The sequence below is a fragment of the Enterococcus sp. DIV1368f genome (genome assembly GCF_051712245.1).
GTDB classification, from domain to species: domain Bacteria; phylum Bacillota; class Bacilli; order Lactobacillales; family Enterococcaceae; genus Enterococcus; species Enterococcus faecalis.
The window spans coordinates 2,642,941-2,654,369 of sequence record NZ_JBIOON010000001.1; the positions used below are offsets into that span (position 1 = coordinate 2,642,941).

The window sequence follows — 11,429 nt, forward strand, 5'->3', positions numbered from 1 at the left end:
AAAACATTTTATCTCTCACTTCTTTCTTTATTTATGATTTTTTTCTTTTATTGATACACACTAATTCGTTGATTTGGGTGTGCATTACTTTCCACTTCATCTAACATGGCAACGGCGTAGTCTGCGTAACTAATGTAGCTGTCACCTTGACTATTGGTTGTTAATTCTTCGCCAGCGACTTCATAATGGCCTGTCGCAGGACCTTCAGCATCAAACATGGCTGCAGGACTAATATAGGTCCAGTGAATGTTTTGAGCTTCTTTCAATAAGTTTAAAGCTTCGCCCATCGCCGAAGCTAATGGCTGAATTTCTGCTGGGAATGATGGTGTATCCTTTAATTGAGTTGTGTGTTCTGGGTCCACATACAAGGTTCCAGCGCCCCCAACGACAAACAAGCGCGTTTTTTGATTGGTTAAAATCTCAATCAAATGCTGGGTAGATTTGGGGAAATCTTGCACATCAGGGAATCCTAAGGCACTAATTAATACATCAAACGCTTGAATATCTTCTGTTGTTAATTGATAAACATCTTTTTCAATGGTCGGTGTGCCATCTGTTATTTTTGAGGCATTACGAACGATGGCTGTCACGTCCATCCCGCGACGTTTAGCTTCTGCTAAAAGTAATTGTCCTTCTTTTCCTGTTGCTCCTAATACTGCTACTTTCATGTAAATCATCCTTTCATTTTTAAATAGAACTAAAATAGTTACATTTAATACTTTAAAAGTAGAGAGATTACTTATCTCTCTTAACTTCTATTTCATGAATCACATCTGCTAAGGTGATGCTTTTCAATTCTTCTTCCATTTTTTGTTGCACTTTAGTAAATTCAGTTTCTAGTACCGATTGGATATTTGCCCCAACGGAACAGTTTGGATTAGGATTTTGATGAATATTGAAAATCTCTCGTTCCAATTCAACCGCTGTATAAATTTCATACAGTGAGATCTCTTCTGGTTTCTTTAATAAGGTATTTTTATTGGCTCCACGCATGGAATGAATCAAGCCGGCTTTTTTTAACTGGCTCATTAGTCGTCGAACAACGACTGGATTCGTATTCACGCTCGAAGCAATGTATTCAGAAGTCACTTGTTCTTGAGGACCTGTTTCAATCAAACTTAAAATATGAATCGCAACACTTAATTTCGTTGACATGGCCATGTCTAATCACTCCAAACTAAATGTAACGTTACTTGTTACATTTACAGAATACGCTGTTTCGTTTTATTTGTCAATGAGAAACCTCTGACTATTCAAAATAAAAATCAGTTGTTGAAACAACACGGGCCCCAAACGGCATTAACGCTAATTTCGCCAATTTAAAGGATTGTTGCCCAAACGGAATACCGATGATTGTCAGACAAAGCAACAAGCCACTAATACAATGCCCAATTGCTAATGGTAGTCCACTGATAATCAGCCAAATAATGTTTACCACCAAAGATACGCCGCTATCACTATACACGACTCGCTTTTTAAACGGCCAAAAGCTCAACCCCGCTAATTTGAAACATTGTAAACCAATCGGAATACCGATAATTGTAATGCACCAAATCACGCCTGCGAATAGCCAAGATAAGCCACCAAAAAAGCCGCCAAAGATGAACCATAAAATATTGCCAAGTGTTTTCATTCTTGTTCCTCTACTTTCCTCATTAAAAATTATGCATGTGAGTAAGTATACCATGAAAGCTTCTTTTTGTTTCAAACAATATTGTAAGGTTGCTGACTCGTTAAAAGACGAAGACACTGTTTCATGATACAATGAAGAAACTAACGATAAAGGAGCAGACTTCATGGACTTACATTTAACCGTTGATTTAAAAAAAACAAAGACACTCATTGATTTAGCCGATCAGGCCCACTTAATCATTGAACAAACAACTAAATTACCGAAAAAAGAGGCAGCGATTCTTTTCTTGCTAAGAGATAACCAACTAGTTGCTTTAGGACTTGCTGAAGAAAAAGCTACATATAAAGAAGTTTCTTTTGATCACTCGATTTTATTGAAACCGACTTGGGACACAGAACTTGCCTATTTAGCGCAAGCTTTCCTAGATGATGCGAAAGAAAGTGGTTTAACATTGGAAGCGACCCCAACGACAGTCAAAATTCCGAAAAGTGCGGTAGCGACAGTGACTAACTATAAAGAAACAGTCACCTTTATCTTGGAACGTTTTGGCTACTCTCTGTTTAAAAAACCGGCGCCGAAGAAAGCCAGACCAGCCAAAGCACGCCACAAATGGACAAAAGAAGTCAGCCAAATTCCTTTTTATATTGATACTCGACAAAGCAAAGCAACAGTTTTTTGGCAAAAGCGCAATGAAATGCTTATTAAAGCTGGCGCGACAATGATGCCAGAAGCCCCTTTAAATAAAGACGGGTCTGTCGGTTTCTCCGCCAGATTTGGTGAAAAACTTCGTGATGAACGCAAGGGCCAATTTAAAGACTTTGTCACAACGGAAGATATCGTCTTAAAAAGCGTTAATGAAGTCGGCTTGTTTCTCTATTTTGCTGGAACAAACAGCTGGTTAGAGCTAGTTGATGAGAACGGCAAAACCTTAAATGAATGGACTGTGGTAGAATAAACCTTATAAAAAATGTCGCACCTGATTTTTATGATTCAGGCGCGACATTTTTTTAATTTAAATAACTTTTTGCTATCGCTTGATACTTATCAATCATATCTAAATAATTATCAATTTCGACATATTCGTCGACTTGGTGTGCAGTAGTGGTCACACCTGGTCCAAAGACAACGCAATCAAATGTATTGTCTGATTTAGTAAATTCAGCTAAGTCTGTGGTCCCAGCGCTTGTCACTAATGGTAATGGTTGATCAAATTGGGCTTGAATGGCTTGGATTAACGCAGAATCTTTCTCAGCTTTTACAGGAATTTTATTGTAATCAATCGTTAATTCTAACTGATGTTTTTCTTTTTTGTTCAATTCATCGATAATTTTTTGTAATAATGCAATGACTTGGTCGTTGCTGAATTCTGGAATTGAACGGATATTCCCTTGCAAGGTTGCTTGACCTGGAATACTGTTCACTTGTGTGCCACCTTTAATGACGGTTACATTGTGAATCGTTCGACCTAATTCAGGATTTTCATAGTTTGCTGTGACTTCCGCCATTTGTTGGTTTGCTTCTGTAATAAATTCGTTCAAATTATTAATCGCGTTAATGCCTTCTTCTGGCATCGAACTGTGGGCTTCTTTTCCGTGTGACACAACAGAATAGTTAATTGAACCCATGTGCGCATACATCAAGTTATAATTGGTTGGTTCTCCAATGACTAAGGCACTTAAATCATCCGCATAGCCTTTTTCAGTTAATTGGCCAGCACCTAGCTCGCCGACTTCTTCACCAACTGTACCTAAAAATTTAACCGCTCCCTTTAATGGAACTTCCTTTTCTTTTAATTCAATCATTGCTAAAACCATTGCGACTAAGCCGCTTTTCATGTCCGTTGCGCCACGGCCATACAATTTATTTCCTTCAATATGGGCCGCAAATGGCGGGAAAGTCCATTGACTTTCGTCCCCTTCAGAAACCACGTCCATGTGGCCACTAAACCCTAAGACTTTTTCTCGGTTTTCACCTAAATAAGCAACCAAACTACTACGATTTGGTGCATAAGAAACAAGTTCAGAAGGGATCTCATATTTTTTCAAAAGATTTTGTAAATAGATTGCCACTTCTTCTTCGTTTCCATTTACAGATTTAATTTTAACCACATCTTGTAAAATACTAATTTTTTCTGATTTTTCCATTGCCATTCGCCCTTTCTTGTTATGCTTAATTCTAGTGTACGCTTCTCTCAGTAAAACCGCAACTGACTTGGTTAGGTCAGCAAAAAACACGCGACAGTTTTAAGAAATGTCGCGTGTTTTTTACTGAGTTTATTTTAAATAATTAGGCGCTGCCAATTCATTCTCAATGACTTGATTAGGGATCACAAATTCAGGGGTGCCCATATAGTAAGGCGCAATTTCTCCTTGAGGAAACACAATCACTAATTGGTGTTTTTCATTGATATAGAAAGGTTGGTCCTTTTTAATTTTTTTGAAGGGTTGAACATCACTGGGGGCATCCTCTTTTTCGGACCAGTATATTTTATTGCTATCGTTCTTCATTTGGTCTGCTATTTGTTGTTTAATTTCACTACTAATGACATCAATGTAAAAATCATTTTTAAAAATTAAGGGGAGTGAAACGACAACATTGGCTCGTTTGTCGATGGTGTCATATTTCGTTGTCGTCGCAGAGCTGCCTTTAATTTCTGTGAAGGTTCGTTTGACCACTAGGAAGCGACGGTCGTCCACGACTTTTTCATAATCTCCAGTGACTGAAACACGAGAACCATCAAACAATTGCCCTTTGACTTGTTGAAATTCTGTTTGGGCTTCTTTCAAGTATTTTTTGTTGAGTGTATCGGCTACTGAAGATTCTTGGGATGTTTGGATTTTAGGGACATCGATGTTTACTTCACTTTCCTGTTTTTTCGCTGTCAACGTTTTGATGGTGACTAATTGAACAATTTTATCTAACACAGGGATGTTGCGGGCTGCTTCACTAAAACCTGGAAACAAATTGACTGATAAGACAAAGCCACAAGCTACTACTAGACTACTTTGCAGTGAGCGGTTTCTAAAACGAAGCCAGGTGTACCGCTTTTTCTCTTTATGAAAACGCGCTTTGACTTCCGCTTGTAGATTCGTTGGCAACGGTTGTTGGCGGTATTCTTTTGAAAAGTTTTTAACAACGCTTTTTACAAAATCTTCCATTATTTTTTCGCTTCCTTTCTTTTACTAATTCAATAGACTTCGGAGTTCATTCAAACTGCGGTACATCTTCGTTTTAATCGTATTTTCGTTAATATCCAGGATCAAGGCGATTTCTTTTAGCGTAAATCCTTCAAAAAATTTTAATAGAATAATTTCACGATTGGGACTATCTAATTGATTAATAATTTCTTCAATTTCTAAAAAACTGCGTTGGGGATTATTTAAAAGGGCTAACACATGTTCATCTTTTTCAATATGAACAGCTTCTCGTTTCTTTTTACGCCAATAATCTGTCGCTACAGAAAGCAGAATTCGAAAGAACCACGCGTCAAAATCATTAATATCTGGTCCTTTTTGGATGGCCTTCAGTGCCTTTTCAAAGCTTTCTTGAATCACATCCAAGGCATCTTCTTTCGAATGTGTATAGTTAAAGGCAATGCGATACATTTTTTCATATTTGGTATCCACAAGCGTTTCTAACGCGCGAATTTGTTTTTTTCTTTTCCAACCATCGAAAACCATCGATTTCTGGAACCTCCTTTCCTGTACACTTATATAGACGAATCACAAGCATAAAAAGTTTCAACTTTTTTATTATTTTTAATTTTTATATTCTAAAAGAAAAAGCGCGGTACAAAAATCACTTTGGATTTTTGCTCCACGCTCAAAATCTGATAAACGGCGGGAACAGAACCAGCTCCTTCGGAAATAAGCCGAAATTATCCAAAAATTAAAGAACAATTTCCGGAAATTTCTTCTTATTTCTCGGAGCTAAGCGGTGCTGTCCCGACCTTGTTTTCTTCTCCCGAGTGCGGTCTTAGTGCACTCAGCGTTTTAATAAAATGCGACCAATCAACAGGACGTGGTGGCGCTAGCCAAATAATTTGAGTAATCTCAGGCCAATCGACAAAATGAATATCCGATAAAATTAATTGTACACTTTCATCTACATGTGCTTTGAAAATGATATTCCATTCCGTAATTTTTTCAATATTTTTTTGTATCATACGATTATAGGCTTCACCAAAGGAAAAGTCGACACACAATGTAATCGGAGCCAAAACTTTTTTCAATGGTAACGCATCCACCATTAACAACAGATACCGATAAAATAAAAACTGTCTGGCATCCCAAACAGCGGGATTCGTTTTTTGTTCTTGAATAAATTGTCGACTAGCAGAAAAATACTCTGTATACGTTTCTGCAAAGTAGGTTATATCCATTTTGCGATAACTATAGTTTGCTTCTATTGGAAAATGGAACAATTTAAAATGAACGATTGTTACTTTTTGTTCAAAACCTTGCAGGACTTCCTCGGAAAGCTGAAATTGTATTTTTAAATAGCTTAACAAGTCACGATTCAATTGTTGAATTTCTGCAAATCTTTGGCAAAGTGCTGCTGAAGCTACTTGAAGCCACTCTTCAGCAATTAAAAATAAGAGTAAATAATTGCCTTCGTTTGTTCGTTGTGGTTCTGGGATTTGAAGACTCTCTAACCAGTTGAAAACATTCTGCTGATTGTCACCGGCTAATTGTTTTAACACTTGCGAATCTACTTTTTTCTCTACATAAAACTGTTGCTGCGTTCGTACTAAAGAAACCGCCAAAAAATGAAAACATTTAGCTTGTGCATAGCCTGCACGCTGATTAAGATGAACCTTCTCAGAAAAAAATAGCTCAAAGTTCCGAATCTGCTCTAAAACTTTTTTACCGTACAATGAAAAATCACGTTGGTATAATTGTAAAAAAACCAGTGTTGTTACTTCGCGTAAATTGGTTTCATTTCCCACCAAGTGAAATTCTTTATTAATTGTAATTTGATAATTTTCCAGCATTTTCTTTAATTCCTTGAACTCCTTATAAGCCAATGTGTGACTAACAAAGTGTTCTAAAGCAAACTCATTCACAGAATCAAAACGCTGAAAAAAGAAATCTTGAAACATAGCAAAACGTAACGACTCTTTAATGTAGCAATCAATCAAAGTAGCGGAAGTTTCCGTTCCTGATTCATTAAGAGTTAAGAAAATACCATCGCTCACAATTTGAAAATCCTCTGATAAACCAAATTCAATAAAATCGGCATTTAATTCAGCAACCGTTTTGTTCACAATAAATTCAGATAATTCTAACTCCTGCATTACGGTTTCTTTTGACTCTGTTAACATCGGTGCATTTTCCAGTAACTGAAATAAGGCGATTTTTCTTTTATCCACTTTATTTAAAAACATCATCAATATCATAGACTTCTCTCACATCCATTTTTTTCCCATACAATCCATTTCCTGAAAGAAAGTACCCAACCGCTGCTAAATAGCTTTCAGATTCTTCATCGCCGCCTGCACCAAGTCCGTTAGGAAAGACAAAATCTTTATTCACTTGTAGGGGATGAGCCGTTGTTTCTTTTGTTTGTTTCTTTTTTTCTTTTGACATTGCCGGTTTCTCCACAGGTTTGTCTTTTTTCTTGGGTGAAGGCTTTTTTTCTTCAGAAGGAACCGTTGTTTTTTGATCTTCCGGAGGGGTTGGCACAGGTTGTTCCGGTTCTGACTTTTCCTGAGGGGTGATTGATTCTGGTTTTGGTTGAATTTCTTCCGTTGGTTCTAAGGGATTATAAATAGGTGTCGCCAATGTTTGAATTGGTTCTATTTCGACAGCCGTAAAAATTAGCAAAGAACTAAATAAAAAAAGATACTTTTTTCTCATGGCTTCTCACTCTCTCTACCTCTACTTTATGGGAAGCAATTCCTTGTAAAAGTACCTTTACTTTTACAAGGAAAACCCTTTTTGTCAATAGATAGCCCTTTTTATTACTCAGATTGTTGTTCTTCCTCTTTTTTCTTTTTACGATACAAGAAGAAAATCAATAAGAGCAGCGCTAGAATGATGAATGCAATCAGTAGATACAACCACCAATTGGTTCCTTTAATGGTTACGTCTTTTTCATTTAATTCTTTAGCGACGTCCCCAGAAATAGTAAATTCTTTTGTAAATTCCCATTTGTACAGGTACCGTTCTTCACCATTGGCACCTTTGACTTGATAGGTGCCCTTTTCATCTTTTACACCATAGGCCGTTGATTTCAAGACATATTTCCCTGGCGTTAATCGTTCCCCTTTTAAAGAAATTGGGTAACTAAAGTTAGAGTTTGGCGCCACTTGCATATCCTCAGTATCGGATTGGTAAAGCGTTTCGCCTCCTTTTGAAACAGTGTTGATTAAATGTAATTGGTTTAAATAGGCCGCTTGTGGGTTTTGTAAAGAAACATTGATGACGTTTCGCGCGTTGACTTGGCCTGGTTTAACCCCCAGTAATTTTAAATCTGGTTGAACCTTTGTCTCATTTTGCTGAAGAATAATAGCCACAACATAGGAGTATTCATTATTAATAGCTAACCCTTTTGATTGATCCGCAGAAGTCGTTGTTTCTTTCTTTTTCTCTTTGAGTGTTATACCGCCAGCCATCACGCCATCAAAAGAATCTTTAGGCATCGTGATGGTTAAAGGTAAGGTCTTTTGGGAATGCTTCGGCAAGATGATTTCTTTCGGTGCTTCCACATAATCTTTTAAGTTAAAGCGTAAAGTTTTGTCAGGTTTGATTCCGTTTTGGCCATATTCTACTACGCCATTTAAATTTGTTGTCGCTGAGTTCACCGTATTTTCAATGGTAATGTCTTCATCTGTATCATTGCGTAACTGAATTTCTACGGTTTGTTTGGCACCAGGCACCATTTTTAAGTCAAAGTAGGTTTTTGATTTATCCACTTGATTTTCGGGAATTGTTGGTGTGACCGCAAAATTAAATTCAGAAGCGTGCGCCTCCACGCCAATCCAGCCAAATAACATACAAGCGATTACCGTTGCATATACTTTCCATCTGTTCATATTCATTCTCCTATGTCTGTCATTCTTTGTTGTATTATAAGCACCAAAAGACCGAAAGATAAGCCAAAAAATTTTTGACTTATATCCCGATCTTGCGTGTATGCTGTCGTTCTTAGTTTCCTGTGTTAGCAGGTGTATCTGTCAAAGTCCAAGTAAAAGTTGTCGTGTATTTTTTCGCATATTTTGTGGTTGAACCAGGTACTTCTAATGAAATACTTGTTTTAGCGGCATCTACACTATCGCCCCAGCTCATTAAGTACGTACCCGCACCTTCTTTATCGCCAGCAGCCATGACCACTGATTCAGCCCCAGTTGGGTTTAATTCAATCGTAGCTGGCGCTGTCGTTGGTTTTGCAGATTGTGAAGCTGAAACCACGCGTCCGTTGCTTAAAGTTACTTTGGCCGCTGTTAGTTCTTGGTTGGCTTCAGTTTTGAATTGACCATTTTGTTTTACTTTTAACGTCCAACCTGTTTCAGTCCCACGATTATCTGAGACTTGAACAAAGTTCGGGCCTTCTTGATCGGCACCAGCGTTATCTTTGTATTTTTGTGTTTCTGCATAGTAGGTCATATTTTTTGAGGTAATCGTTTGTTCCCCAAAAGATAAACTAGATGCATAGTCAATGGATAACGGACCTGCTGTCCCTGGCTTAGGCCCTGTTGGATCAGTTGGATCAACTGGCGTAATTGGTTTATCCGGATCTGGATTCGTCGGATCAACTGGATTCGTTGGGTTCGTATTTGGTGCAAATTGAATCGCTCCGTTTGTTTGGTATTCACCACCGTCGACTGCTAATGCACTCATTGGTACAAGTGCCAATGCGCCTAAAGTTGTGGTTGCCATCAATGTCATTACTTTTGTCTTTTTCATTTATTTCCCTCCATTATTTACTGGTACATCTGAAAGTAGCCAAGTCAATGTTGTTTTATATTGTACTGCATCCTTAGGGGTTTTCCCGGGAACAGTTAGTGAGATTGCCCGTGTGATTGTGGCATTTACTTGCTGTCCTTGTTGATTTTTTTCGGTCACTTTTTCTGCTTGCCCCCACAGCGTGATCCACGTTCCGGCGCCGGTCTTTTCTGGGGCTTGCATGACAACAGTTTCTGCGCCTGCAGCATCCAATTGAATGTTTGCGGTAGCAGTTGGCGGCAATACGTCCGTCGCATTTGAGCGCACACTGGGCTCAGCAAAGGCGACGGTGGCGCCTGTTAATTCTTTGTGTAATGTTTCTGCATTACGAAATTGACCATTTTGTTTCACTTTTAAAACCCAGCCAGCATTGGTTCCCCGTAAATCACTTACTTGCACATAATTAGCAGTTGCCAATTCACTTGCTGAACCATCTGGATTTTTATAGGTTTGCGCTCTGGCAAAATACGTTTGATCCTTATTCGATATCTCATTACTCCCAAAATCCAAACTTGAGGCATAATCGATGGAAAGCGGCCCAGGTGTGCCTGGATTAGGTCCATCAGGATTCGTTGGATCGACTGGTCGAACTGGTTTTTCTGGATCGGGATTTTCTGGATTTACTGGATCCGTCCCATCTGTGCTTGGGGTAAAAACAATCGACTGTTCGCTATCAAATACGACCGTCGCCGCTTCAGCAGGAACAGTGGCGCCAAGCAACATTGTTCCGAATAACAAGGAGTAGACGACTGTTTTTTTCATTTACTTAGCCTCCAACATTCGTTGGTACAGATTTCAATGTCCATGTTAAGGTCGTACGATATTCTTTTGCTAATTTAATCGCTTTACCTGGGACATTTAATTTCACGGCAGTAGCACCTTCTGTCGCATCTTTCCCAAAACGATAGACCCAAGTCCCCATTCCTTTGCCATCTTCTGCTTTGACTAATTCTACTTCTGTTCCAGGAACAAAGGTATGTGCTGCTGTTGGTGTTGGCGCGTATGCGGCATCAACAATCGATGTCACACCTGCATTGGCAATCGATAAAGCGGCCCCCACTAATTCTTCATTTTGGGCTGTTTTGAATTGCGCATTTTGTACAGCGCTTAACGTCCAGCCTTCTTGTGTCCCACGTTTATCCGTTACCTGAACATAGTTGGGACCTGTTGTTCCATCTTTAAATGTTTGAATTTGTGCGTAATAATCTTTCGTGTCGGAAGTGATTTTTTGGGCGCCAAATTGAAAGCTTGAAGCATAGTCAATTGATAAGGGGCCTGCAGTCCCTGGTTTTGGTCCAGTTGGGTCAGTTGGATCTTCTGGTTCAACTTTTTCATCTGGATTGGTTGGATTAACTGGCTTCGTTGGATCTGTATCTGGTTCAAATGTAATGGCGCCATTACTTGTATAGTTCACGTTAATATCTTCCGCAAATACTTGTTGTGTCGCTAGGACACCGCTAAATCCTACAATCCCTACTACTGCTAATACTGTTTTTTTCATCTTCTCTTCTCCTTTTAATAAATAATATGCCTATAGTGATAAGGCTGATTCCCAAATAAATAAATGGTCCTTGATTGGTGGTACCTGTCGCCGGTAATCTTCCTTGGCGCGACCCATATACGCCAGAAGAAAGGACGGATGAAGCGCCTCCGTCAGCTGGCTTGGTGGGTTCGGTCGTTGTGGAAGAATTACTTGTCGCTGTTGTCGACTCTTCTGTGGGATATTCATACGTTCCATAAAAGGAGACAACACCACTATTTTCATAAGCTGCTTCCCCAAACGCAGTGTCTGAATGACAGAAGCTGAAAAGACCTAAAAAACAACTAAGCAAAAGGTATTTTTTCATCTC

14 protein-coding genes are annotated in these 11,429 nt (G+C 38.8%); 1 reads left to right on the plus strand and 13 read right to left on the minus strand.

Annotated elements, in window-relative coordinates; translation table 11 throughout:
* Positions 1–47 precede the first annotated feature (47 nt).
* The 3 genes from IGL07_RS12870 to IGL07_RS12880 form a co-directional block, all read right to left on the minus strand.
* Positions 48–677 carry an NAD(P)-dependent oxidoreductase gene (locus IGL07_RS12870; protein WP_002354854.1) on the minus strand — a complete coding sequence of 210 codons (630 nt, stop codon included), beginning with the start codon at positions 675–677 and terminating at the stop codon, positions 48–50.
* Positions 678–735: 58 nt separating this feature from the next.
* A complete protein-coding gene (locus tag IGL07_RS12875; RefSeq protein WP_002383201.1) occupies positions 736–1,161 on the minus strand; it encodes an Rrf2 family transcriptional regulator in 426 nt (141 codons plus the stop codon).
* 88 nt (positions 1,162–1,249) lie between these two features.
* Positions 1,250–1,633 (minus strand): YccF domain-containing protein, encoded by a 384-nt coding sequence (locus tag IGL07_RS12880; protein WP_002354850.1) that lies wholly within the window; start codon positions 1,631–1,633, stop codon positions 1,250–1,252.
* 163 nt (positions 1,634–1,796) lie between these two features.
* Between IGL07_RS12880 and IGL07_RS12885 the strand changes: the two genes are divergently transcribed.
* Positions 1,797–2,588 carry a hypothetical protein gene (locus IGL07_RS12885; protein WP_002367471.1) on the plus strand — a complete coding sequence of 264 codons (792 nt, stop codon included), beginning with the start codon at positions 1,797–1,799 and terminating at the stop codon, positions 2,586–2,588.
* A gap of 52 nt (positions 2,589–2,640) precedes the next feature.
* On the opposite strand, the gene IGL07_RS12890 is transcribed toward IGL07_RS12885, so the two are convergent.
* The 10 genes from IGL07_RS12890 to IGL07_RS12935 form a co-directional block, all read right to left on the minus strand.
* Positions 2,641–3,777: an ArgE/DapE family deacylase gene (locus tag IGL07_RS12890; protein WP_010710866.1), complete on the minus strand. Its 1,137-nt coding sequence runs from the start codon at positions 3,775–3,777 to the stop codon at positions 2,641–2,643.
* Between the two features lie 129 nt (positions 3,778–3,906).
* Entirely contained in the window at positions 3,907–4,791 is an 885-nt protein-coding gene (locus tag IGL07_RS12895; RefSeq protein WP_010817712.1) for an RsiV family protein, read from the minus strand.
* A 24-nt stretch (positions 4,792–4,815) separates the two neighbouring features.
* Positions 4,816–5,313: an RNA polymerase sigma factor gene (locus IGL07_RS12900; protein ID WP_002372752.1), complete on the minus strand. Its 498-nt coding sequence runs from the start codon at positions 5,311–5,313 to the stop codon at positions 4,816–4,818.
* A gap of 236 nt (positions 5,314–5,549) precedes the next feature.
* On the minus strand, positions 5,550–7,031 hold the full coding sequence (locus IGL07_RS12905; RefSeq protein ID WP_002378832.1) for a helix-turn-helix domain-containing protein: 1,482 nt from the start codon (positions 7,029–7,031) through the stop codon (positions 5,550–5,552).
* The gene (locus IGL07_RS12910; protein ID WP_002415616.1) at positions 7,006–7,491 is read right to left on the minus strand and encodes a hypothetical protein; all 486 of its coding nucleotides are present in this window, start codon (positions 7,489–7,491) and stop codon (positions 7,006–7,008) included. Before IGL07_RS12910 ends, IGL07_RS12905 begins: the two co-directional genes overlap by 26 nt.
* 104 nt (positions 7,492–7,595) lie before the next feature.
* On the minus strand, positions 7,596–8,675 hold the full coding sequence (locus IGL07_RS12915; RefSeq protein ID WP_025189600.1) for a DUF916 and DUF3324 domain-containing protein: 1,080 nt from the start codon (positions 8,673–8,675) through the stop codon (positions 7,596–7,598).
* A 106-nt stretch (positions 8,676–8,781) separates the two neighbouring features.
* On the minus strand, positions 8,782–9,540 hold the full coding sequence (locus tag IGL07_RS12920; RefSeq protein ID WP_002383195.1) for a WxL domain-containing protein: 759 nt from the start codon (positions 9,538–9,540) through the stop codon (positions 8,782–8,784).
* A complete protein-coding gene (locus IGL07_RS12925; protein ID WP_002383194.1) occupies positions 9,541–10,341 on the minus strand; it encodes a WxL domain-containing protein in 801 nt (266 codons plus the stop codon). It abuts the gene before it with no gap.
* Positions 10,342–10,345: 4 nt separating this feature from the next.
* Complete coding sequence (locus IGL07_RS12930) at positions 10,346–11,080, minus strand: WxL domain-containing protein (protein ID WP_195526211.1); 735 nt, start codon at positions 11,078–11,080, stop codon at positions 10,346–10,348.
* The gene (locus tag IGL07_RS12935; RefSeq protein WP_002365408.1) at positions 11,037–11,426 is read right to left on the minus strand and encodes an LPXTG cell wall anchor domain-containing protein; all 390 of its coding nucleotides are present in this window, start codon (positions 11,424–11,426) and stop codon (positions 11,037–11,039) included. The genes IGL07_RS12930 and IGL07_RS12935 overlap by 44 nt, the downstream gene beginning before the upstream one ends.
* Between the last annotated feature and the right edge of the window lie 3 nt (positions 11,427–11,429).

What these genes read in the sequence shown, in the direction of transcription:
- IGL07_RS12870 (WP_002354854.1), bottom strand. Translation starts at nt 677, where the DNA reads ATGATTTACATGAAAGTAGCAGTATTAGGAGCAACAGGAAAAGAAGGA.
- IGL07_RS12875 (WP_002383201.1), bottom strand. Translation starts at nt 1,161, where the DNA reads ATGGCCATGTCAACGAAATTAAGTGTTGCGATTCATATTTTAAGTTTG.
- IGL07_RS12880 (WP_002354850.1), bottom strand. Translation starts at nt 1,633, where the DNA reads ATGAAAACACTTGGCAATATTTTATGGTTCATCTTTGGCGGCTTTTTT.
- IGL07_RS12885 (WP_002367471.1), top strand. Translation starts at nt 1,797, where the DNA reads ATGGACTTACATTTAACCGTTGATTTAAAAAAAACAAAGACACTCATT.
- IGL07_RS12890 (WP_010710866.1), bottom strand. Translation starts at nt 3,777, where the DNA reads ATGGAAAAATCAGAAAAAATTAGTATTTTACAAGATGTGGTTAAAATT.
- IGL07_RS12895 (WP_010817712.1), bottom strand. Translation starts at nt 4,791, where the DNA reads ATGGAAGATTTTGTAAAAAGCGTTGTTAAAAACTTTTCAAAAGAATAC.
- IGL07_RS12900 (WP_002372752.1), bottom strand. Translation starts at nt 5,313, where the DNA reads ATGGTTTTCGATGGTTGGAAAAGAAAAAAACAAATTCGCGCGTTAGAA.
- IGL07_RS12905 (WP_002378832.1), bottom strand. Translation starts at nt 7,031, where the DNA reads ATGATATTGATGATGTTTTTAAATAAAGTGGATAAAAGAAAAATCGCC.
- IGL07_RS12910 (WP_002415616.1), bottom strand. Translation starts at nt 7,491, where the DNA reads ATGAGAAAAAAGTATCTTTTTTTATTTAGTTCTTTGCTAATTTTTACG.
- IGL07_RS12915 (WP_025189600.1), bottom strand. Translation starts at nt 8,675, where the DNA reads ATGAATATGAACAGATGGAAAGTATATGCAACGGTAATCGCTTGTATG.
- IGL07_RS12920 (WP_002383195.1), bottom strand. Translation starts at nt 9,540, where the DNA reads ATGAAAAAGACAAAAGTAATGACATTGATGGCAACCACAACTTTAGGC.
- IGL07_RS12925 (WP_002383194.1), bottom strand. Translation starts at nt 10,341, where the DNA reads ATGAAAAAAACAGTCGTCTACTCCTTGTTATTCGGAACAATGTTGCTT.
- IGL07_RS12930 (WP_195526211.1), bottom strand. Translation starts at nt 11,080, where the DNA reads ATGAAAAAAACAGTATTAGCAGTAGTAGGGATTGTAGGATTTAGCGGT.
- IGL07_RS12935 (WP_002365408.1), bottom strand. Translation starts at nt 11,426, where the DNA reads ATGAAAAAATACCTTTTGCTTAGTTGTTTTTTAGGTCTTTTCAGCTTC.